The following is a 22,493-nucleotide window of genomic DNA, read 5'->3' on the forward strand; positions in this document are numbered from 1 at the left end:
GGCGGGATCAGCGCTTCCGGTGCGCCCCCAGGGACTTGAACCCTGAACCCACTGATTAAGAGTCAGTTGCTCTGCCGATTGAGCTAGAGGCGCGCATGCGAACTGGAATCCGCACGAGGGTCAAGACTATCAATCCTGCAGGGCGCGCCCCAAATCACCGGCGCGCTGGGCCCGGAGTAGCCTGGCAGGGCGCGTCGTACGGTTCGAGCGCGGTGGAGGGGACTGTGCCAGACCCGGCTCGCGCCGAAGCTGCGGTGCTCACTCTCAGCGTCGTCATCCCCGCTCTCAACGAGGCCGACGTCATCGGCGAGTGCATCGCGGCGCTTCTCGCGCAGCAGCAACCGGTCGACGAGATCATCGTCGTCGACAACGGATCCACCGACGCGACAGCATCGATCGCATCGGGCTTCCCCGGTGTCGATGTCGTGAGGGAGTCGACCCCCGGCATCGTCGCCGCGCGTACTCGCGGCTTCGCCGCCGCCACCGGCGACATCATCGCCCGCATCGACGCCGACACCGTGGTCGATCCGGGATGGGCAGAGGCCATCCGGACGGCATTCGCCGACCCCTCGCTGGCCGCGGTCGGCGGCCCGGTGCGCCAAGCGCGGGCGAGCGCGTCGGTCGAGCACTCGACGGCGTTCATCTACCAGTCGTTCCGCGTGATCCATCGGGCGCTTTTCGGCGGGCGGGTGCTGCTCTACGGCCATAACATGGCGGTCCGACGCGAGGCCTGGCTCCGCGTCCAGCCGATCGTGTCGCTCGACGACGGCGTCAGCGAGGACATCGAGATCGCGCTCGCGATCGAGGAGGCCGGCGGCAGGGTCCGTTTCCTGCCCGGGATGCGCGCCCGCGCCGACGTGCTGCGAACGATGAATCCCCGCAAGCTCGGCCGCTATCTCCGGGCAGACGGCAGAACCATCTCCAAGTACCGCGTTGCCGGATGGGTGCGCCATCGCCCGGCGGCCGTCGCGAGCACGCGCAAACGCTCAGGCGCTGCCCTCCCCGGCGCCGCGACCGGTGACGTCGTCGCCCGGGGGTTGAAGCACCGAGGCTGACCCGAAGCTGACGCCGAGGCCGATCCCGGCCAGCACGCCGAGCGGGATCGGAAGCCAGAACTGGCCGAGTCGCCAACCGGTGACGGCGAGAGCGGCCTGGTCGGCGGTGGCCCCGAACCCGATGAGCATGGGAACCATGACGCCCTCGACCACGCCGATTCCGCCCGGCGTGATGGGGACGAGACCGAGAACCGAAGCCGTGCCGAACGCGAGCGCCACCTCCGCGGCATCAGGCTGGAATCCCGCGACGAGAAGGAACAGCCACAGCGCGATGCCGTTGAACGCCCAGCTCCCCGCGCTCCACAGTGCGGCGGTTCCGATACGGCCCGGCGCGTCGCCGAAGCCGGCCATGCTGCGGACTGTGCCGTTCGCGAACACGACGATGTTGCGCCAGAGGCCCTCGGGGAGCCACGACACGAGGGCCGCGACGGCGTGGATGATGCCGATGCGGTGGCGGATCGCGAGGCCGAGTACGACGAGGATGGCGAGGATGCCGATCACGATCACGATCGCGATCGCCTGCCAGTACCCGCCGGGGAGCCCCGGCAGGAACGGCACCATCCCAGCGATGAAGAGCGCCGAGAGCAGGATGCCCGAGACCGGGAGCTCGAGCGCAAGGCCGGCGACTGCACCTTCGTAGGCCGTTTTCGAGCCGCCGAGGAGCCTGAGCCGGAGGGCCGTCGCGACCGGGCCACCGACGGGGAGAGAGTTCGTCGTGGCGAGGCCCGCGAGGTCGACGAGAGCGACTCGCCACCACGACGGTCGCGTCGCCCGCGGCAGGACGGAGTGCGTGAGGCCGGCGTAGCAGGCGATTGACGCGAGTCCGCAGGCCACCGCGGCGACGATGAGCGGCACCGACCGGCCCGAGAGCAGGGTGGCGCTGCGCGCCGCGGTGATGAGCTGCGGGATGACCACGAGCCACAGCAGTAGGACGACGATCGCCGAGACGGCGATGCGCGATACCCAGCTGAGCAACCGCTGGCGGCGCCGCCGGCGCCTCGTATCGGCGGCACGTCGGCTCGTCTCCATACCGGCAGTCTAGGAACCGGGCCTGACAGGGCCGGGCCGGCGTTCCGCGCGCGAAGCGCTCCGTGCCCGCCGAGTGCGGCGCGCAGGCTCGCGACGAGGCTGCGCGACTGGCGCGGCCGACCCGCACGCCGCGGGCCGCTGAGCGGCCGGTCGTTCGGGCTGAGATTCCGGCGACACGCCGCGCCGCACTCGGCATCGTGCGGCGTGTCGCCGGGATTTCAGTCGTTCAGTGCTTCCGTGGCGCGATGAAGAGGCCGGCCTCCTCGTCGTCGATGGTGCGGTTCTGCAGGATGTAGTGCTGCTTCTTGCCGGTCGCCGTGTACGGCAGGTCGTCGATGAAGGCGTACTTCCGCGGGCGCTTGTAGTCCGCGAGCGTGAGATGCGCGCGGCAGTGCGCGTCGAGCTCTGTCGCGGCATCCTCAGCGTCGGGCAGCTCACCGGGACGCCGACGGACATAGGCGACGACGAGCTGGCCCCATCGCTCGTCGGGCAGGCCGACGACGATCGAGTCGGCGACACCGGGATGCTCTGCGAGGGCCTCCTCGACCTGTACGGGGTGCACGTTCTCGCCGCCCGAGATGAGCATGTCGTCCTTGCGGCCGACGATCGTCACGATCTCGTTCTCGTCCCAGAGAGCGAGGTCGCCCGGGTACATCCAGCCGTCGCGGAACTTCGCCTTCGCCTGCTCCTCGTTGTCGGCGTAGGCGTAGCCGGCCTTCGCCGAGCGCATGATGATCTCGCCCACGGTCTTGCCGTCTTTCGGCACGAAGTCGTCGGGTGCGGCGAAGTGGTCCTCGTAGACGGCGACGACGGCGACATCGTCGTCGATGCAGGCACGGCCCGCACTGCCGGCGTGCTCGGGCAGGTCCTCCGGGCGCAGGAACGTGTTCCAGAACGCCTCGGTCGTGCCGTAGCCGTTCATGAGGCGCGGGTTGAGGGTCTTCTGGTAGCGCAGCGCCGCCGCCTTCTCTAGCGGGGCGCCCATCGTGACGATGCCGCGCAGGCTCGAGAGGTCACGGGGGCTTGCGTCCTGGGCATCCGCGAGGCGCTCGAGGTTGGTCGGCGCCCCGATGATGTAGGTGAGGCCGTTGTCTCGGATGGAGTCGAGCACGACGTTCTCGTCGAAACGACGCAGGCACACGCACTCGGCGCCGACGAAGAGCACCGGGTTGGGGCCGGCGCAGTAGTTGCCGCCGCGGTGGAACCACGGTGACATGTTCATCGTCTTGTCCGTGTTGCCCAGCGGGAAGGCCATGATGACGTCGTGCGCCGACAGCGCCTCGTTGAGGCCGGTGAGCGGAACCGCCTTCGGCATCCCCGTCGTTCCGCTCGTGTAGAGGCGGCTCGTCTCGTCCCACACCGACGCGTCGGCGGGGGCCGTGAAGGACGGCGCGCCCGCGACGAGCAGGTCCTCGAAGGCGATCGTGCCCGGCACGAGCTCGCCCTCGCCGACGCCGGCGACGGTGCCAGGCTTCCACGTCGCGAGCTCAAGCGCCGTGGCGACTTCGGCAGATTGCTCGCGCTCGTAGACGAACACCGTCGGCTTCGTCTGGTCGAGGATGAACGCGGTCTCGCCGGGAGCGAGGCGGAAGTTCATCGGCGAGCTCACGGCGCGCAGGCCCTGAGCCGCCACGTAGAGGAACGCGAACTCGGGCCGGTTCATGAGCTGGTAGGCGACGAAGTCGCCCACGCCGACGCCGGCCCGGCGCAATCCCTCGACGAGCGCCCCGGTCGTGAGGCCGAGTTCGCCGTAAGTCCATGAGCGACCGGTCTCCGGGTCGCTGATCGCCTTCCGGCGCGCGTAGCGGTGCACGTTGCGCTCGAAGGCGGTCGCCCACGTGAAGTGGTTCTCGAAGACGCCCCGAAGCATCGAGATGTCGTAATTGGTGCCGTTGGCGGCGAACTCAGACGACGATGTCATAGCCCTAACTCTAAAAGCCGTGGTGGGTGACGTGAACTCCGAGCCATAGCGGCGCGACGGCGTGTGCCACGTGCCGCGCCGCGACCCGCGCCCGCCGAGGACGGTCGCGGCGATGAATTCAGAACCGGGCCTTCTCAGCCTCAGCCGCAGCCTGCACGGCGAAGACGGCGGCCGCGATCAGCGCCGTCACGGTGATGGTCTGGAAGAGCACCTGGAAGATGGGCTGGAACGGCACGACCGACACCCAGATCCAGAATGCCGAGACGATGAGGGGCAGGAGCCAGGCGAGCGTCTTGTAGGCGTAGAAGGCGACGCCCACGACGAGAAGCGCGGCGACGGTGACCTGGAAGAACGGCAGGCCCCACTCGATGTGGCTGATCCATGTGACGACGAGGCTCCACACCCACACCAGGAAGGAGGCGATCGCGAGCAGGGTCACGAGCACCGCGCCGAGACCGGCAGGGATTCGTCTTGCGAGGAGCTGGCTGAGGCCTTGGCTCTGCACGCCGTCGTCGTGGGTCACGGTGGGGGTCGCGTGTTCGGTCACAACCGGAATACTACTCAGCCCGCCGCGCCGACGCCGAGCCACAGGCCGACGAGGTATGTCGCAGTCACCGCGATGGCACCGAAGAGCAGCTGGCGCAGGGCGCTGAACCAGATCGACTTCGTGGTGAAGCGCGCCGCGGCGCCGCCGGCGATGACGAGGCCCGCACCGCCGACCACGAGGCCGACCCAGAGCAGGTCGAGGCCGAAGAAGTACGGCAGGAGCGGCACGACCGCGCCGGCGGAGAACATCACGAACGACGAGATCGCGGCGATCCACGGCGACGGGGTCTGGTCGGGGTTCACGCCGAGCTCGGCGGTGATGTGCACGCGCAGCGCACGCTCCGGATGCTCATGCACTTCTTGGGCCGCCCGCTCGGCCGTGGCCTTCGTCATGCCCATGCGCTCGAAGTTCGCCGTGAGCTCGGCGAGCTCACCGACCGGATTGCGCTTGAGCGCGGCTCGCTCGGTCTCGGCTTCCGCCTGAAGCTGTTCGTTCGAGGTACTCACCGAGGCGAATTCGCCGAGCGCCATCGAGAACGCGCCGGCCACGAGTCCCGCCATGCCGGTGAGGATGATGAGGTGCGTGGACGCGCCGGCGGCGCCGACGCCGGCGACGAGCGAGATGTTGGTGACGAGCCCGTCCATGGCTCCGAACGCGGCGGCGCGCAGCGTGCCGCCCGAGACGTCCGAGTGCTGGTGGTCGTAGTCGTGCGGGTCGGCGTGATCGGTTGTGCGGGTGGTCACCATCACAGGGTACGGGTGCGCTTCGCCGCGGACGCGTCGTTCACGGTGAGAACCGCCAACACCACAGCGGCGGCCCAGGCGAGCCACACGACCCCGATGCGGATGCCGATCGGACGGCGGCGCGTGACGCGCAGCACCTGCACGATGCCGAGCAGGCTGCCGTACACGCGCGGCGCCAGAAGATACTTGCGGATCGTCACGCCGCGACTCTACGCGGCGACCCGGTTGCCAGCGACGGTGTAGCGGCGGGCGAACTCGACGGTCTCGCAGAGCATCTCGAGGCGATCGGCCTCCTTGCGCGCCTTGCGGGTGTTGACCTCGGCGACGATGCTGCCGTCCCAGCCGGATTCCGTGAGCATCGTCAGCACCTCGGCGACGGGCTGGTTGCCGCGACCCGGCAGCGCGTGCTCGTCGAAGATGCGGCCCTCGTCGGCGGAATCCGATCCGTCGCAGAGGTGCACGTGGCGCAGCCGCGGACCGAGGGCGACGGCGAGGTCCATGCCCGACAGCCCGGCGAGCGAGGCGTGCGAGAAGTCGAGGGTGGCGGCGTCGCAGTCCATGTGGACGGGGTTCCAGCCGGGGGAGTAGGCCTTCACCGAGCGGCCGGCCGCCTGCCACGGAAACATGTTCTCGACGGCGATCTCGACGCCGTAGTCGTTGCTCATCTCGCGCACAATGTCGAGGAAGCCGTCGGCGTAGTCGGCCTGCCAGCGGAACGGCGGGTGCACGACGACGGTGTTGGCCCCGACGGAGGTGGCGAGCTCGGCGGTGCGCTCGAGCTTCACCCGCGGGTCGCGGCCCCAGACGAAGTGCGTGAGCAGCAGCACGGGAGCGTGGATGGAGAGGATCGGCATCGCGTAGCGGCTCGCCATCTCGAGCAGCGGCGCGGCCGACTGGGTGCGCTCGTCGCGCGTCACCATGACCTCGACGCCGTCGTAGCCGGCCGCGGCGGCCAGCCGGAAGCCGTGCTCCACTCCCAGCGGATACACGCAGGACGTGCTCATCCCGATTCGCATCATTGCGCTTGAGACTACGGCGGTTTCCTGAACGCGAGATGTCGGTCCTGTTTCGAACTGGAAAGAGTCTCATGGCTCTTTGCTAGCCTGCGCAAATGCGCCCGGCCTATGACCTGGTGGTCGTCTCGAACCGGCTGCCCGTCGACTACCAGCCGGGCGCCGCTGATTCCGAGCAGTGGCGCCCGTCGCCCGGCGGGCTCGTCACCGCGCTCGAGCCGGTGCTGCGCGAGCGCGGCGGGGTGTGGGTCGGCTGGCCGGGCGTCGCCGACCTCGAGGTCGGCCCGTTCGAGATCGACGGGATGCCGCTCATCCCCGTGCCGCTCAGCGAGCAGGACGTCGAGCGCTACTACGAGGGCATGGCGAACGGCACCCTCTGGCCGCTCTACCACGACGTCATCGTCTCTCCGGAGTACCACCGTCAGTGGTGGGAGGCGTACCTCGAGGTCAATCGGCGCTTCGCCGAGGCCGCGCTCGCCGTGGCCGCGCCAGGCGCGACGGTGTGGGTGCACGACTACCAGCTGCAGCTGGTACCGCGGATGCTGCGCGATGCGCGCCCCGACCTCGTCATCGGCTTCTTCAATCACATTCCGTTCCCCGCCCACGGCCTGTTCTCGCAGCTGCCGTGGCGCCGGCAGATCGTCGAGGGGCTGCTCGGCGCCGACGTCGTCGGCTTCCAGCGCACCGCCGACGCATCCAACTTCCGCCGGGCCGTGCAGCGATTGACCCATCTGCGCATCCGCGGCGACCTCATCGAGCTGCCGCAGGAGGGCCGCGAGGTGCTCGCGCGGCCCTTTCCGATCTCGATCGACGCCGGGGCGTACCAGGAGCTGGCGAAGCGACCCGATATCTGGGCACGAGCGAAGGAGATCCGCCGCGAGCTCGGCGACCCCAAGGTGGTGCTGCTCGGCGTCGACCGGCTCGACTACACGAAGGGCATCCTGCACCGCCTCAAGGCGTTCGGCGAACTCCTTGAGGACGGCGATCTCGACGTCGCCGATGTGGCGCTCGTGCAGATCGCCGCCCCGAGCCGCGAGCGTGTGGAGAGCTACAAGCACCTGCGCGAGGAGGTCGAGATGATGGTCAGCCGGGTCAACGGCGACTTCTCGAGTCTCGGGCGGCCGCCCATCACCTACCTGCACCAGGGCTATCCGCGCGACGAGATGGTCGCGTTCTACCTCGCGGCCGACGTCATGCTCGTCACGGCGCTGCGCGACGGCATGAACCTCGTCGCCAAAGAGTATGTGGCGAGCCGCGTCGACCTCCACGGCGCACTGGTGCTCAGCGAGTTCGCGGGCGCCTCGGACGAGCTGCGGCAGGCAGTGCTCGTCAATCCGCACGACATCGACGGTCTCAAGGCGGGCATCCTGCAGGCGGCGCGGATGCCGCCGGGCGAGCAGGCCCGCCGCATGAAGGCGATGCGCCGCCGGGTCATCAGCCATGACGTGCAGCGCTGGTCGGCGACCTTTCTCGGCGCGCTGAGTGGCGAGAATAGGGGCGATGGCTGAACATGATGGCTTCGACGCCGCGCTGACGCGGCTCGCCCAGGCGCGCCGCCTGCTCGTCGCGCTCGATTTCGACGGCACCGTCGCCCCGCGCATCGACAACCCCATGGAGGCGCGGGCCCTGCCGCAGGCCGAGGCGGCGCTCGAGCGGCTGCGCGCGATCCCCGGCACGTGGACGGCGTACGTTTCGGGCCGTCCCATCGACCAGCTCGCCGAGCTCACCGCGAGCGATCCCGACGCGTTCCTCATCGGCTCGCACGGCGCCGAACTGCGCATCGGCGCCGACGACGGCCTGCGCGTCAGCACGTCGGAATCCGCCCGCCTCGAGGCCCTCGCCGACGCGCTCGAGGCGGCGGTCAAGTCCGCTCCGGGCGCCTGGATCGAGCACAAGCCGGTGGGTCTCGGCCTCCACACCCGCATGACCGAGCCCTTCCTGGTGCCGCGGCTCCACGATGCCGCGCGCGCCGCAGCAGAGCGCATCGGCGGATTCCGCGAGCGCGCCGGCCACGACCTGCTCGAGTTCTCCACGCGCACGGTCACGAAAGGGTACGGCCTCGAGCGGCTGCGCAACGAGATCGCGGTGCGCGCCGGCGCCGATGCGGTCGTGCTCTTCGCGGGCGACGACGAGACCGACGAGGACGCGCTCGCCGTGTTGCGACCTGGCGACGTGGGGGTCCGAGTGGGCCCGGGGCGGACGCGCGCCGACTTCCGGGTGGCGAACCCCACCGAGCTCGCCGCCGCCCTCGTCGTCCTGGCAGGGCGTCGCGAGACCGCTGTCACCGGGTAGGGCTTCGCGCGATTCATGGGGCCGGATGCGCTCATTCCGGGCCTTGTCCCCGCGAGGCCCTGCACATGGTTCTGCGCGCGAGCACGTCCGAGTCATACGCAACTGGCCTCTAATCTGTTCATATGTCTGAAACAGTTGATCTGAAGCCGCGCAGCCGGGTGGTGACCGACGGCATCGAAGCGACGACCAGCCGCGGGATGCTGCGGGCGGTCGGCATGGGCGACGCCGATTGGGGCAAGCCGCAGATCGGCATCGCGAGTTCGTGGAACGAGATCACTCCGTGCAACCTCTCGCTCGATCGGCTCGCCCAGGCGGCGAAGGAGGGCGTGCACGCCGGCGGCGGCTACCCGCTGCAGTTCGGCACGATCTCGGTCTCCGACGGCATCTCCATGGGGCACGAGGGCATGCACTTCTCGCTCGTCTCCAGGGAGGTCATCGCCGACTCCGTCGAGACCGTGATGAACGCCGAGCGCCTCGACGGCTCGGTGCTGCTCGCCGGGTGCGACAAGTCGATCCCCGGCATGCTCATGGCAGCCGCGCGCCTCGAACTCGCCTCCGTCTTCCTCTACGCCGGCTCGATCGCGCCGGGCTGGGTCCGCCTTTCGGACGGCACCGAGAAGGAGATCACCATCGTCGACTCCTTCGAGGCGGTCGGCGCCTGCAAGGCCGGCCTCATGAGCGAGGAGGACGCCAAGCGCATCGAGTGCGCCTTCGCCCCGGGCGAGGGAGCGTGCGGCGGCATGTACACCGCCAACACGATGGCCTCCGTCGCCGAGGCGCTCGGCCTCAGCGTTCCCGGCTCGGCGTCTCCGCCGTCGGCCGACCGCCGCCGCGACTACTACGCCCACCGCTCCGGGGAGGCCGTGGTCGAGATGCTGCGCCTCGGGCTCACCGTGAAAGACATCCTCACCCCGAAGGCGTTCGAGAACGCCATCGCCGTCGCGATGGCCCTCGGCGGCTCGACGAACGTCGTGCTGCACCTGCTCGCCATCGCGCACGAGGCGGGCGTGCCGCTCACCCTCGACGACTTCAACCGCATCGGCGCGAAGGTGCCGCATCTCGCCGACATGAAGCCGTTCGGCAAGTACGTCATGAACGATGTCGACCGCCGCGGCGGCATCCCCGTGCTCATGAAGGCGCTGCTGGATGCCGGTCTCATCCACGGCGACGCGCTCACGGTGACGGGCAAGACGGTCGCTGAGAACCTCGCCGATATCAACCCGGCACCGCTGGACGGCGAGGTGATCCACACCCTCGACAACCCCATCCACCCCACCGGCGGCCTCACCGTGCTGCGGGGAACGTTGGCGCCCGAGGGTGCCGTCGTGAAAACCGCGGGCTTCGACCTCGACGTTTTCACCGGGCCTGCTCGCGTCTTCGAGCGCGAGCGCGCCGCGATGGACGCGCTGACGAACGGCGAGATCGACCACGGCGACGTCGTCATCATCCGCTACGAGGGTCCCAAGGGCGGACCCGGGATGCGCGAGATGCTGGCCATCACGGCCGCCATCAAGGGCGCTGGGCTCGGCAAGGATGTACTACTGTTGACCGACGGACGATTCTCAGGCGGCACAACCGGCCTGTGCATCGGCCACATAGCTCCCGAGGCGGCAGACGCAGGTCCCATCGCCTTCGTGCGCGATGGTGATCTGATTCGGGTCGACATCGCTGCTCGCTCGCTCGACCTACTCGTCGACGATGCCGAGCTGGAAGCCCGCCGCAATGGCTGGGAACCGCTTCCCCCGCGCTACACCCGTGGCGTTCTGGCGAAGTACACCAAGCTCGTGCGCTCCGCCGCTGAGGGCGCAGTGACCTGGTGACCGCCGCCACCTCATCGCATCCGCACACTCGTTAGGGACACCTCATGTCCACGGAAACCTCCATGCCGGCTTCGGCGGCGAGCGCTGACGCGCCCGAGATCCTCACCGGATCGGGCGCGATCCTGCGCACTCTCGAGAAGCTCGGCGTCACCGACATCTTCGGGATTCCCGGCGGCTCGATCATCCCGTTCTACGACGAGCTCATGCAGCAGTCGGCCATCCGGCATATCCTGGTCCGCCACGAGCAGGGCGCTGGCCACGCCGCCGAGGGCTATGCCGCGGCATCCGGCAGGGTCGGCGTCGCCATCGCCACGTCGGGCCCGGGGGCCACGAACCTGGTCACCGCCATCGCCGACGCCTACATGGACTCGGTGCCGCTGCTCGCCATCACCGGGCAGGTGTTCTCGACCCTGATGGGGACGGATGCCTTCCAGGAGGCCGACATCGTCGGCATCACCATGCCGATCACCAAGCACTCGTTCCTGGTGAAGACCCCCGAGGAGATACCGGCCGCGATCGCGTCGGCGTACCACATCGCCTCGACCGGCCGGCCCGGGCCGGTGCTCGTCGACATCACGAAGGACGCCCAGCAGAACACGGCGCCGTTCCTCTGGCCGCCGAAGATCGATCTGCCCGGCTACCGGCCGGTGACGAAGGCGCACGGCAAGCAGATCCAGGCGGCGGCGCAGTTGCTCGCCGAGAGCAAGCGCCCGGTGCTCTACGTCGGCGGCGGCGTCATCCGCGCCGGCGCCTCGGCCGAGCTCGCGAAGTTCGCGGCGGACACCGGCGCGCCGGTGGTCACGACGCTCATGGCCCGCGGTGCGTTCCCCGATTCCGATCCGCAGCATCTGGGGATGCCGGGGATGCACGGCACCGTCCCGGCGGCGCTCGCGCTTCAGGAATCCGACCTCATCGTCGCCCTCGGCGCCCGCTTCGACGACCGGGTCACCGGCAAGGCGTCGCAGTTCGCACCGAACGCGAAGGTGGTGCACGTCGACATCGATCCCGCGGAGATCTCGAAGATCCGCCTCGCCGACGTGCCGATCGTGGGGGACGTCCGCGAGGTCCTCATCGACCTCGACGACGTATTCGCCGCCGTCACCGGCGGAGCCGCACCCGATCTGTCGGACTGGTGGAAGCGCCTGAACGGCCTCCGGGCCGAGTTCCCGCTCGGCTTCACCGAGCCGAGCGACGGACTGCTCGCCCCGCAGCAGATCATCCAGCGCATCGGCGAACTCACCGGTCCGGGAGCCGTCTACGTCGCCGGTGTCGGTCAGCACCAGATGTGGGCGGCCCAGTTCATCGACTACGAGCGCCCGAACGCGTGGCTCAACTCCGGCGGAGCCGGCACGATGGGCTACTCGATCCCGGCGGCGATGGGGGCGAAAGTCGCCCAGCCCGATCGCATCGTGTGGTCCATCGACGGCGACGGCTGCTTCCAGATGACCAACCAGGAGCTCGCGACCTGCACGATCAACGACATCCCGATCAAGGTCGCGATCATCAACAACTCCTCGCTGGGCATGGTGAAGCAGTGGCAGACCCTGTTCTACGACGGGCGTCACTCGCACACCGAACTCCACACCGGCCACGGCAGCCAGCGAGTGCCCGACTTCGTCAAGCTCGCCGAGGCGTACGGCGCCCTCGGCATCCGCGTGACGAAGCCGGAGGAGATCGATCCGGCGATCGAGCTCGCCCTCATGACCAACGACCGCCCGGTCGTCATCGACTTCGTGGTGAGCGCGGACGCGATGGTGTGGCCGATGGTTCCGCAGGGGGTCAGCAACAGCTACATCCAGTACGCCAAGGACCACAGCCCGGCCTGGAGCGAGGAGTGACCATGAGCGAGCATGTTCTCTCCCTCCTCGTCGAGGACAAGCCGGGTCTGCTCACCCGCGTCGCTGGTCTCTTCGCGCGCCGCGGCTTCAACATCACCTCGCTCGCCGTCGGCGTCAGCGAGATCGAGGGCCTCTCGCGGATCACCGTCGTGGTGGACGTCGACGAGCTGCCGCTGGAGCAGGTGACGAAGCAGCTCAACAAGCTCATCAACGTCATCAAGGTCGTCGAGCTCGAGCCCGCCCTGTCGGTGCGACGCGACCACCTGCTCATCAAGGTGCGCGCCGACAACGCCACCCGGTCCCAGGTGCTCGAGGCGGTGAACCTCTTCCGCGCGCGCGTCGTCGACGTCTCGACCGACACGCTCGTCGTCGAGGTCACCGGCGACGGCGGCAAGACCGAGGCCCTGCTGCGCGTGCTCGAGCCCTTCGGCATCAAGGAGATGGCCCAGTCGGGCGTTCTCGCGATCGGCCGCGGTTCGAAGTCGATCACCGACCGGGTCTTCCGGAACTAGGAACCCCGCCGCCGGCCGCGATGCGCGGCTGCGGCGATACTCAACCAGCGAACAGGAAAGAACGGCAATGGCAGAGATCTATTACGACAAGGACGCCGACCTCAGCATCATCCAGGGAAAGAAGGTCGTCGTCGTCGGCTACGGCTCGCAGGGCCACGCCCACGCGCAGAACCTGCGCGATTCCGGGGTCGAGGTGAAGATCGCCCTCAAGCCCGACTCGAAGTCGATCCAGAAGGCCGAGGAGGCGGGCTTCGACGTCGTCACCAACGCCGAGGGCACCGAGTGGGCCGACGTCATCGTCATCCTTGCTCCTGACCAGTACCAGCGAATCCTCTACAACGAGGACATCAAGCCGCACCTCGCCACCGGCAAGGCGCTGCTTTTCGGCCACGGCTTCAACATCCGCTACGGCTACATCGAGGCTCCCGAGGGCGTCGACGTCGTCATGGTCGCGCCCAAGGGCCCCGGCCACACCGTGCGCCGCGAATACGTCGCCGGCCGCGGTGTGCCGGTGATCGTCGCCGTCGAAGAGGACGCCACAGGCACCGCCTGGGATCTCGCGCTCTCCTACGCGAAGGCCATCGGAGGCCTGCGCGCCGGCGGCATCAAGACGACCTTCACCGAGGAGACCGAGACGGACCTGTTCGGCGAGCAGGCCGTGCTCTGCGGCGGCGTCTCGCACCTCGTCCAGTACGGTTTCGAAACCCTCACCGAGGCCGGCTACCAGCCCGAGATCGCCTACTTCGAGGTACTCCACGAGCTCAAGCTCATCGTCGACCTCATGTGGGAGGGCGGCATCGCCAAGCAACGCTGGTCGGTGTCCGACACCGCGGAGTACGGCGACTACGTCTCGGGTCCGCGCGTCATCGACCCCCAGGTGAAGGTCCACATGAAGGAGGTCCTCGCGGACATCCAGGACGGCACCTTCGCGAAGCGCTTCATCGCCGACCAGGACGCGGGAGCCCCTGAGTTCAAGCGTCTCCGCGCCGAGGGCGAAGCGCATCCGATCGAGAAGACCGGCCGCGAGCTGCGCGCCCTCTTCGCGTGGAACGCCAACGCGGACGACGACTATGTCGACGGCAGCGCGGCCCGCTGACCGCCGGAAGCCCTCAGAGACCCGTAACCCGTAAGGATTTTCCGTGCCCAAGCCGGTCGTGCTGATCGCCGAAGAACTCTCCCCCGCGACGATCGGGGCCCTCGGGCCGGATTTCGAGGTCCGCAAAGTCGACGGAGCCGACCGCGCGGCGCTCCTCCCGGCGCTCGCCGAGGCGAACGCCGTCCTCATCCGCTCCGCGACGAAGATGGACGCCGAGGCGCTCGCCGCGGCTCCCCGGCTGCAGGTCATCGCCCGCGCCGGCGTCGGCCTCGACAACGTCGACGTCAAGGCCGCCACGACGGCGGGCGTCATGGTCGTCAACGCTCCCACGTCGAACATCATCTCGGCCGCCGAGCTCACCATCGGCCACATCCTCAGCCTCGCCCGGCGCATCCCGGCCGCGCACGCCTCGCTGGCGGCGGGGGAGTGGAAGCGCTCGAAATACACCGGCGTCGAACTCTACGAGAAGACCCTCGGCATCATCGGCCTCGGCCGCATCGGTGCCCTCATCGCGCAGCGCATGCAGGCCTTCGGCGTCACCGTCGTCGCCTACGACCCCTACGTGACCGCCGCCCGTGCCCAGCAGCTCGGCGTGACGCTCGTCTCACTGGGCGAGCTGCTCGTCGAGAGCGATTTCATCACCATCCACATGCCGAAGACGCCCGAGACGACGGGCATGATCGGCACCGAGCAGCTGAAGCTCATGAAGCCGACCGCGTTCATCGTCAACGTCGCCCGCGGCGGCCTCATCGACGAGGCGGCGCTCTACGAGGCGCTGGAAGCCGGCCGGATCGCGGGCGCGGGCCTCGACGTCTTCGTCACTGAGCCGCCGACGGGTTCCCCCCTGCTCGGCCTTCCCAACGTCGTCGTCACCCCGCATCTCGGCGCCTCCACCGACGAGGCCCAGGAGAAGGCGGGCGTCTCGGTCGCCCGCTCGGTGAAGCTCGCTCTCGAGGGCGACCTCGTGCCCGATGCGGTGAATGTCGCCGGCGGGGTGATCGATCCGTTCGTGCGCCCGGGCATCGCGCTCGTCGAGAAGCTCGGCCAGGTCTTCGCCGGCCTGGTCGGCGAGATCGCGCTCACGTCGCTCGAGGTCGACGTGCGCGGCGAGCTCGCCGCCTACGATGTCAGCGTCTACAAGCTCGCCGCGCTGAAGGGCTTCTTTGCCAAGATCGTCAGCGAGAACGTGTCCTACGTCAACGCGCCGCTCCTCGCCGAGCAGCGCGGCGTGACGACGTCGCTCTCGGTCAGCGAGGACAGCAAGGACTACCGCAACACGACGACACTGCGCGGCCTCCTCGCCGATGGCACGACGGTCTCGGTGAGCGGCACGCTGTCGGGCACGAAGATGGCGGAGAAGATCATCGGCATCAACGGCTACGAGATCGAGGTGCCGCTCGCGGCTCATCACATCGTCATGGTCTACGGCGACCGGCCGGGCATCGTCGCGCTCTACGGCAAGGCCTTCGGCGATGCGAAGATCAACATCGCGAACATGCAGATCGCGCGCGAGGCAGCGGGCGGCAAGGCGCTGTCGGTGCTGACGGTGGATTCGCCGGTGCCTGTCGGCCTCCTGGGCTCGCTCAAGTCGGCCATCGCAGCCGACACCATGCTTGAGATCGACGTCGACGCATAGGCTGCTGGCCCGTGTTCTCTCCACCCCCCGTGGGCATCGCGCGGGATGTGAATTTTGCGCTGGCATGCGGGAACCTAGCTCCACCTGGGTGGCGAGGCACTGGGCGGCGAGATAGCCGCCGTTGGCGCGGGAGGCTGGCGTGGAAACCGTGCGCAGGTTCAAGCAGGTGGACGTCTTCAGACGCGCGGGCCTGCGCGGCAATCCGTTCGCGGGGCATCCCACCCTCGGCTCGGCACACGCCTGGCTCGAGGCGGGCGGCACCGTCCGCCTCTGACGCCGTCGGTAGGCTGGAACCATGCCCCGCACCGTCTCCCTCGCCGTGATCCCCGGTGACGGCATCGGCCCGGAAGTCGTCGCCGAGGGACTCAAGGTCCTCGCCGCGGCGACCGCCGGCGGCGACGTCACCTTCGAGCCCACCATGTACCGCCTCGGCGCCGCCCGCTACCTCGAGGACGGCGAGGTGCTGCCGGATGCCGAGTTCGCCGAGATCAAGAAGGCGGATGCCATCCTGCTTGGCGCCGTCGGCGGCGTGCCCGGCGACCCCCGCCTCAAGGATGCGAACATCGAGCGCGGCCTCCTGCTGAAGCTGCGCTTCGAGCTCGACCACTATGTGAACCTGCGCCCGAGCACGCTCTTCCCGAACGTGACGAGCCCGCTCGCGAACCCCGGTGCGATCGACTTCGTCGTCGTGCGCGAGGGCACCGAGGGCCTCTACGCAGGCAACGGCGGCGTCCTGCGCCCCGGTACGCCGCACGAGATCGCCAATGAGCTCAGCGTCAACACCGCCTACGGGGTGGAGCGGGTGGTGCGCTACGCCTTCGACCTTGCGTCGAGGCGGCGCGGCAGGCTCACCTGGGTGGCGAAGACCAATGTGCTCGTCAACGCTGGCGCGCTCTGGAAGCGACTCGTCGACGAGGTCTCGGCCGAGTACCCCTCGGTGGCGGTCGACTACCTGCACGTCGACGCCGCGACGATCTACTTCGTGACCGACCCTGCTAGATTCGACGTCATCGTCACCGACAACCTCTTCGGCGACATCCTCACCGACCTGGCCGCTGCGATCACCGGCGGCATCGGACTGGCGGCCTCGGGCAACATCAACCCGGACGGCACCTTCCCCAGCATGTTCGAGCCCGTTCACGGATCGGCGCCCGACATCGCAGGCCAGCAGAAGGCCGACCCCACCGCCGCGATCCTGTCGGTGGCGCTCCTGCTCGACCATCTCGGTCTCGCGGACGCCGCCACCAGGATCGACGAGGCCGTGGTCGCCGACCTCTCCGAACGCGGATCCGCTCCACGATCGACCGTCGAGATCGGCGATGCGATCGCCGTGCGGGTGAAAGGACAGAAATGACGCTCTCGCTCTCCCTCACCGATGTGAGCCCCCTGCAGTTCGCGGTAACGCGCAACCCGAACCCCCGGAGCGACGCCGATCGCGAGGAGATCCTCGCGAACCCCGGCTTCGGCCAGTACTTCACCGACCACATGGTCCAGATCCATTGGAGCGAGCGCGGCGGCTGGCACCGGGCCGCGGTCGAGCCCTACGGCAAGATCGCGCTCGACCCCGCCGCGGCCGCCCTGCACTATGGCCAGGAGATCTTCGAGGGCCTCAAGGCATACCGCCACGCCGACGGCTCCGTCTGGACCTTCCGGCCCGACAAGAACGCCGAGCGCTTCCAGCGCTCGGCCCGCCGCCTGGCGCTGCCCGAACTGCCGACCGGCCTTTTCATCGAGTCGCTCAAGCAGCTCGTCGCCCTTGACGGCGCGTGGGTGCCGGCCGCCGATGAGACCTGCCTGTACCTTCGCCCCTTCATGTTCGCCGCCGAGGCCTTTCTCGGCGTGCGTGCCGCCAAGAAGGTCTACTACTTCGTCATCGCCTCGCCCGCCGGCGCCTATTTCAAGGGCGGCGTGAAGCCGGTGAAGATCTGGCTGTCCACCGAGTACGGCCGTGCCGGCTTCGGCGGCACGGGCGCGGCGAAGACCGGCGGAAACTATGCCGCGAGCCTGCTGCCGCAGCAGGAGGCGTACGCCGAAGGCTGCGATCAAGTGCTCTTCCTGGATTCCGTCGAGAACACGTATCTCGAAGAGCTCGGCGGCATGAACATCGTCCTCGTCACGAAGGACGGCACGCTCATCACCCCCGATTCGCCGAGCATCCTCGAGGGCGTCACGCGCGATTCGCTCCTCGAGCTCGCTGAGGCGCGGGGCCACACGGTGGAGCGCCGCCAGATCTCGATCGACGAGTGGCGCGATAGGGCGGCATCCGGAGACATCGTCGAGGCATTCGCGTGCGGCACCGCCGCCGTGGTCACCCCGATCGCGCAGCTGAAGTCGCGCGGCTTCTCCATCGGCGACCCGGATGCGCCCGCCGGCGCGCTCACCATGAGTCTGCGCAAGGAGCTCACCGACATCCAGTACGGTCGGGTCGAGGACCGCTTCGGCTGGCTGACCCGCCTGGACGCCTGAGCGTGAAGATCGGCCGTTTCGGCCGCGACGGGGTCATCTCGTTCGGCATCCTGGACGCGGACGCTCAGGAGTGGGTCATTCTCAAGGGCGACCCGCTCTTCGCCGGCTACGAGACGACCGGTGAGCGGGTGGGGATCGCGGCGGTGACGCTGCTCGCCCCTGTCATCCCGCGCTCGAAGATCGTCGCCGTGGGCCGCAACTACCGCGAGCACGCCGCCGAGTTCGGGAATGCGGTCCCCGAGGAGCCCATGCTGTTCCTCAAGCCCAACACCGCCGTCATCGGCCCCAACGAGCCGATCGCGCACCCGGGCGGCAACGTCGACTACGAAGGTGAGCTCGCCGTCGTCATCGGGCGCGTCGCCAAGAGGGTGACGGCCGCGAATGCCCTCGACTACGTCTTCGGCTACACGGCGGCCAACGACGTCAGCCAGCGCGACTGGCAGAAGTCGGACGGCCAGTGGGGTCGCGCGAAGGGCTTCGACACGTCGTGCCCGCTCGGACCGGTCATCGAGACCGAGATCGACGCGTCGAAGCTCGGGATCCAGACGCGTCTCGGCGGCGCGGTGAGGCAGAACTCGAACACGGCTCTGCTCGTCCACCCGATTCCGATGCTCATCGAGTTCATCTCGGCGGCGATGACGCTGCTGCCCGGCGACGTCATCCTCACCGGCACGCCTGCGGGCGTCGGCCGCATCGAGCCGGGCGACATCGTCGAGGTTGAGATCGAGGGCATCGGCATCCTGCGCAACCCGGTCGTCGCCGCGTAGCGCCGAGATCGACGTTCCGGCCCTGTCGGCGAGGGCTTGAGGGTGCGAACGTCGATGTCGACGCGGGCTGCATCCATCACACAAGAACAGGTAATGGATGGATCACATGACGAATCATTATTGTTGTCCGCATGACCCTGGTCTCCTCCCGCACCGATCTGCTGCCTGAGATCGATGCGCACACGATGCGCATCCTCGCCGCGGTCGCCGAGCACGGCTCGATCACCGCGGCCGCGCAGGCGCTCGGGTACAGCCAGCCCGCGCTGAGCCAGCATCTGCGCCGCGCCGAGGAACGCCTCGGGCTCGCGCTGACCACGCGCATCGGCCGCGGCATCCGCCTCACCGAGGCCGGCGAGGTGCTCGCCCTCCACGGCCGCGCGGTCACGACGGCGTTCGACGCGGCAGCCGGCGCCCTCGCCGACCTCATGGGGCTGCACAGCGGCCGCGCCCGCGTCATCGGCTTCCCGACGGCGTCCTCGAGCATCGTGCCGAGTCTGCTCGCCGAACTCGGCCGCGAGCACGGTGGAATCGCCGTGAGCTACCACGAGGACGAGCCCCCCGAGGCGGTCGACGCGGTGCGCTCCGGCGTCGCGGATGTGGCCATCACCTTCTCGTACCCGGGCGACCGGGACGATCCCCACCTCGACAGCGCCCAGGGGCTCACTGTCACGACGCTGTGGGCCGACGAGATGCTACTGGCGCTGCCCGCCACGCACCCGGCGGCGCAGGAGGAGCGGGTTTCGATGGAATCCCTCAGGGGCGAGACGTGGATCGCCGGCTGCCCGCGCTGCCGCGGTCACCTGCTCGAGGTCGCCGAGGCCGCCGGATTCGCCCCGAGCATCGCGTACGAGACGGACAACTTCGGCGCGGTGCTCGGCATGGTGGCGGCGGGAATCGGTGTCGCCCTGGTGCCGCAGCTCGCCCTCGACTCGGTCAAGGTGCCCGGCGGGGTCGCCCTGCGCCCCACGGCCCGCGGCGACCACCGGAGCATCCACATCGTCACCGGATTCGGCGCCGAACGCGTGCCGGCGGTCAAGGCCGTGCTCTCGGCGGCTAGCTCACTGGACGGTGATCGCTTCGGGTTGCGCCCGGTCGAGAATCGGCGCGAATCCTGAGCAAGGACGCCGCCACCGCGATCGCCATGCAGGCCATGATGACGACGAGCGAGAGCCACGTGGGGATCTCGGGCGCCCACTCGATGCCGTGGCCGCCGTTGACGAAGGGCAGTTCGTTCCCGTGCATCGCCTCGAGGATGAGCTTGATGCCGATGAAGGCGAGGATCGTCGCGATCCCGTACGTCAGGTAGACGAGCTTCTCGACGAGGTTGCCGAGCAGGAAGTAGAGCTGGCGCAGCCCCATGAGGGCGAAGACGTTCGCGGTGAAGACGAGGAACGAGTTCGTCGTCACGCCGAAGATCGCCGGAATCGAGTCGAGCGCGAAGAGCAGGTCGGTCGTGCCGAGGGTGATGAGCACGAGGATGACAGGGGTGAGCATGCGTTGCCCGTCGACCACCGTCCGCAGCTTCGCGCCATCGAACTCGTCGCTGATGCGCACGCGCGTGCGCAGCCAGCCGATGAAACGACCTTCGCTCTGCTCCGCGGATTGCTCGCCGCCGAACGCCTGGCGGAAGGCGGTGTAGATGAGGAACGCCCCGAAGAGGTAGAAGATCCAGCTGAAGCTCGCGATGAGGCCGGCACCGATGAGGATGAAGATGCCCCGCAGCACGAGGGCGATGATGATGCCGCCCATGAGGATCTCCTGCTGGTACTGCCTCGGCACGCTGAAGCGGCCCATGATGAGCAGGAAGACGAAGAGGTTGTCGACCGAGAGCGAGTACTCGGTGAGCCAGCCCGCGATGAACTGACCGGCGGGGGCCCCGCCTCCGACGACGAAGAGCACCACGGCGAAGACCAGCGCGAGAGCCACGTAGAAGCCGATCCACAGCGCCGACTCCCGGGAGCTCGGGATGTGCGGGCGGCGGTAGGCGAGCACGAGATCGCCGACCAGCACGAGGACGATGACGGCGAAGGCGATGATCTCGAAAGCCATGGGGAGCATCCGGACCAGCCTATCGACCGCCGGTAGACTGGAAGGCCTATGCCGAGCATCCCGTTCACCACCGCGACGGCCACGGAGGTGCGCGTCCGCTTCTGCCCGTCGCCGACGGGGACGCCGCACGTCGGCCTCATGCGCACCGCCCTGTTCAACTGGGCCTACGCACGCCACACCGGCGGAAAGCTCGTCTTGCGCATCGAGGACACCGATGCCGCGCGCGACAGCGAGGAGAGCTTCGAGCAGATCCTCGACGGATTGAACTGGCTCGGCATCACCTGGGACGAGGGTGTGAACGTCGGCGGCCCGCACGAGCCCTACCGGCAGTCGCAGCGCTACGGCATCTACCGCGACGTCGTCGCCAAGCTCGTCGAGGCGGGCCACGCCTACGAGTCCTTCTCGACGCCCGAGGAGATCGACGCCCGCAACGAGGCCGCCGGCCGGCCGAAGCAGTCGGGCTACGACAACTTCGACCGTGCGCTGACCGACGCGCAGAAGGCGGCGTTCCGTGCGGAGGGCCGTCTGCCGGCCATCCGACTGAAGGTGCCCGACCACGACATCGCCTTCGACGACCTCATCCGCGGCGAGATCACGTTCCCGGCGGGCTCGTTCAGCGATTTCGTCATCGTGCGCCCCAACGGCCACCCGCTCTACACGCTCGTCAACCCCGTCGACGATGCGATCATGCAGATCACGCACGTGCTGCGCGGCGAGGACATCCTGCCCTCGACCGCGCGGCAGATCCCGCTCTATCTGGCGCTCATCGACCTGGGCATCACCACGTTCGTGCCGCGCTTCGGCCATCTGCCGTACGTCATGGGGGAGGGCAACAAGAAGCTCTCGAAGCGCGACCCCGAGTCCAACCTCTTTCACCACCGGGACCGCGGATTCATCCCCGAGGGCCTCGACAACTACCTCGCGCTGCTGGGCTGGGGCTACTCCGCCGACCGCGACGTGTTCTCGATGGCGGAGATGGTCGAGAGATTCGACATCAAGGACGTCAACCCGAACCCGGCGCGCTTCGACCTCAAGAAGGCGGAGGCGATCAACGCCGCGCACATCCGCGAACTCGACGTCGAGGACTTCGCGCTGCGATCCGAGCCGTATCTCGAGAAGGCCGGCGTGTTCGCCGACCCGCCGTCACCGGCCCAGCTGGCGGTGCTGAACGCGGCGGCGTCGCTCGTGCAGGGGCGCGTCCAGCTCCTCGGCGAGGTCGCGGGCATGATCGGCTTCCTGTTCACGGATGCCGCCTCGCTCGGCTACGACGATGACGCGCTCGCGACGCTCGACGATCAGTCGGGCGCGGTCCTGGCCGCGGCATCGACGGCACTCGCCGCGGTGTCGTCGTGGGACGCCTCCGGCATCGAGGTCGTGCTGCGCGAGGCGCTCGTCGACGGCGGGCTCGGCCTCAAGCCGCGCGTGGCGTTCGGGCCGCTCCGGGTCGCGGCATCCGGCCGCCGGGTATCGCCGCCGCTCTTCGAGTCGCTCGAGATCCTCGGTCGCGACGAGACGCTGGCACGGATCGCCCGGCTTCGTGAACGGTTCGGCTGAGTCGTGGTCTCGGCCGCGGCGCGGTTTCCAGGGCGTGAAGCCGATGCGGTAACATCGTTTTTCGGCCCTCGGGCCGCCACGTTGGGGCGTGGTGTAATTGGCAACACGGAAGATTCTGATTCTTTTGTTCTTGGTTCGAGTCCAGGCGCCCCAGC

Annotated in this window: 21 protein-coding genes and 2 tRNA genes; 15 read left to right on the forward strand and 8 right to left on the reverse strand. The window is 68.9% G+C overall.

Translation table 11 applies throughout. The features are described from left to right. Positions 1–20: 20 nt before the first annotated feature. A tRNA-Lys gene (locus M7D61_RS08950) sits at positions 21–93 on the reverse strand. Between the two features lie 131 nt (positions 94–224). Here M7D61_RS08950 and M7D61_RS08955 point away from each other — a divergent pair. Then, positions 225–1,055: a glycosyltransferase family A protein gene (locus M7D61_RS08955; RefSeq protein WP_298229665.1), complete on the forward strand. Its 831-nt coding sequence runs from the start codon at positions 225–227 to the stop codon at positions 1,053–1,055. Here the strand turns inward: M7D61_RS08955 and M7D61_RS08960 are convergent. The 6 genes from M7D61_RS08960 to M7D61_RS08985 all read right to left on the reverse strand — a co-directional run bounded on the left by M7D61_RS08960 (position 987) and on the right by M7D61_RS08985 (position 6,314). Next, positions 987–2,084, reverse strand: a complete 1,098-nt coding sequence (locus M7D61_RS08960; protein ID WP_298229667.1) for a lysylphosphatidylglycerol synthase transmembrane domain-containing protein — start codon at positions 2,082–2,084, stop codon at positions 987–989. The two genes, M7D61_RS08955 and M7D61_RS08960, sit on opposite strands and share 69 nt — an antisense overlap. Before the next feature lie 226 nt (positions 2,085–2,310). Then, positions 2,311–4,005, reverse strand: coding sequence for an AMP-binding protein (locus M7D61_RS08965; RefSeq protein WP_298229669.1), 1,695 nt, complete (start codon positions 4,003–4,005; stop codon positions 2,311–2,313). A 118-nt stretch (positions 4,006–4,123) separates the two neighbouring features. Continuing rightward, complete coding sequence (locus tag M7D61_RS08970) at positions 4,124–4,552, reverse strand: hypothetical protein (protein WP_298229671.1); 429 nt, start codon at positions 4,550–4,552, stop codon at positions 4,124–4,126. Positions 4,553–4,566: 14 nt separating this feature from the next. Continuing rightward, positions 4,567–5,295: a VIT1/CCC1 transporter family protein gene (locus M7D61_RS08975; RefSeq protein WP_298229673.1), complete on the reverse strand. Its 729-nt coding sequence runs from the start codon at positions 5,293–5,295 to the stop codon at positions 4,567–4,569. Between the two features lie 2 nt (positions 5,296–5,297). Further along, positions 5,298–5,495, reverse strand: coding sequence for a hypothetical protein (locus tag M7D61_RS08980; RefSeq protein ID WP_298229674.1), 198 nt, complete (start codon positions 5,493–5,495; stop codon positions 5,298–5,300). A gap of 9 nt (positions 5,496–5,504) precedes the next feature. After that, positions 5,505–6,314, reverse strand: coding sequence for a sugar phosphate isomerase/epimerase (locus M7D61_RS08985; RefSeq protein ID WP_298229676.1), 810 nt, complete (start codon positions 6,312–6,314; stop codon positions 5,505–5,507). A 92-nt stretch (positions 6,315–6,406) separates the two neighbouring features. On the opposite strand from M7D61_RS08985, the gene M7D61_RS08990 reads away from it, so the two are divergent. The 12 genes from M7D61_RS08990 to M7D61_RS09045 all read left to right on the forward strand — a co-directional run bounded on the left by M7D61_RS08990 (position 6,407) and on the right by M7D61_RS09045 (position 19,850). Next, complete coding sequence (locus tag M7D61_RS08990; protein ID WP_298229678.1) at positions 6,407–7,816, forward strand: trehalose-6-phosphate synthase; 1,410 nt, start codon at positions 6,407–6,409, stop codon at positions 7,814–7,816. After that, positions 7,809–8,600 (forward strand): trehalose-phosphatase, encoded by a 792-nt coding sequence (gene otsB, locus M7D61_RS08995; RefSeq protein WP_298229680.1) that lies wholly within the window; start codon positions 7,809–7,811, stop codon positions 8,598–8,600. Before M7D61_RS08990 ends, otsB begins: the two co-directional genes overlap by 8 nt. 122 nt (positions 8,601–8,722) lie before the next feature. Then, a complete protein-coding gene (ilvD, locus tag M7D61_RS09000) occupies positions 8,723–10,420 on the forward strand; it encodes a dihydroxy-acid dehydratase (RefSeq protein ID WP_298229682.1) in 1,698 nt (565 codons plus the stop codon). 44 nt (positions 10,421–10,464) lie between these two features. After that, positions 10,465–12,258 (forward strand): acetolactate synthase large subunit, encoded by a 1,794-nt coding sequence (locus M7D61_RS09005; RefSeq protein WP_298229684.1) that lies wholly within the window; start codon positions 10,465–10,467, stop codon positions 12,256–12,258. 2 nt (positions 12,259–12,260) lie between these two features. Continuing rightward, positions 12,261–12,770, forward strand: coding sequence for an acetolactate synthase small subunit (gene ilvN / locus M7D61_RS09010; RefSeq protein ID WP_298229686.1), 510 nt, complete (start codon positions 12,261–12,263; stop codon positions 12,768–12,770). A gap of 67 nt (positions 12,771–12,837) precedes the next feature. Then, on the forward strand, positions 12,838–13,866 hold the full coding sequence (gene ilvC / locus M7D61_RS09015) for a ketol-acid reductoisomerase (protein WP_298229688.1): 1,029 nt from the start codon (positions 12,838–12,840) through the stop codon (positions 13,864–13,866). Between the two features lie 43 nt (positions 13,867–13,909). Beyond that, positions 13,910–15,502 (forward strand): phosphoglycerate dehydrogenase, encoded by a 1,593-nt coding sequence (serA, locus tag M7D61_RS09020; protein WP_298229690.1) that lies wholly within the window; start codon positions 13,910–13,912, stop codon positions 15,500–15,502. Between the two features lie 148 nt (positions 15,503–15,650). Next, a complete protein-coding gene (locus M7D61_RS09025; RefSeq protein WP_298229691.1) occupies positions 15,651–15,776 on the forward strand; it encodes a hypothetical protein in 126 nt (41 codons plus the stop codon). Between the two features lie 21 nt (positions 15,777–15,797). Further along, positions 15,798–16,856 carry a 3-isopropylmalate dehydrogenase gene (locus tag M7D61_RS09030; RefSeq protein ID WP_298229693.1) on the forward strand — a complete coding sequence of 353 codons (1,059 nt, stop codon included), beginning with the start codon at positions 15,798–15,800 and terminating at the stop codon, positions 16,854–16,856. Then, positions 16,853–17,968: a branched-chain amino acid aminotransferase gene (locus M7D61_RS09035; RefSeq protein WP_298229695.1), complete on the forward strand. Its 1,116-nt coding sequence runs from the start codon at positions 16,853–16,855 to the stop codon at positions 17,966–17,968. Before M7D61_RS09030 ends, M7D61_RS09035 begins: the two co-directional genes overlap by 4 nt. Before the next feature lie 2 nt (positions 17,969–17,970). Further along, positions 17,971–18,735: a fumarylacetoacetate hydrolase family protein gene (locus M7D61_RS09040; RefSeq protein WP_298229697.1), complete on the forward strand. Its 765-nt coding sequence runs from the start codon at positions 17,971–17,973 to the stop codon at positions 18,733–18,735. 131 nt (positions 18,736–18,866) lie between these two features. Continuing rightward, positions 18,867–19,850, forward strand: coding sequence for a LysR family transcriptional regulator (locus M7D61_RS09045; RefSeq protein ID WP_298229699.1), 984 nt, complete (start codon positions 18,867–18,869; stop codon positions 19,848–19,850). On the opposite strand, the gene M7D61_RS09050 is transcribed toward M7D61_RS09045, so the two are convergent. Beyond that, positions 19,789–20,802 carry a TerC/Alx family metal homeostasis membrane protein gene (locus M7D61_RS09050; RefSeq protein WP_298229702.1) on the reverse strand — a complete coding sequence of 338 codons (1,014 nt, stop codon included), beginning with the start codon at positions 20,800–20,802 and terminating at the stop codon, positions 19,789–19,791. The genes M7D61_RS09045 and M7D61_RS09050 overlap by 62 nt on opposite strands. Positions 20,803–20,832: 30 nt before the next feature. Here M7D61_RS09050 and gltX point away from each other — a divergent pair, with 30 nt between their 5' ends. Continuing rightward, the gene (gltX, locus tag M7D61_RS09055) at positions 20,833–22,338 is read left to right on the forward strand and encodes a glutamate--tRNA ligase (protein ID WP_298229700.1); all 1,506 of its coding nucleotides are present in this window, start codon (positions 20,833–20,835) and stop codon (positions 22,336–22,338) included. An 82-nt stretch (positions 22,339–22,420) separates the two neighbouring features. Beyond that, positions 22,421–22,492: transfer RNA gene (locus M7D61_RS09060), tRNA-Gln, on the forward strand. Position 22,493 lies beyond the last annotated feature (1 nt).

The organism is Gryllotalpicola sp. (assembly GCF_027352875.1).
Taxonomy (GTDB): Bacteria; Actinomycetota; Actinomycetes; order Actinomycetales; family Microbacteriaceae; genus Gryllotalpicola.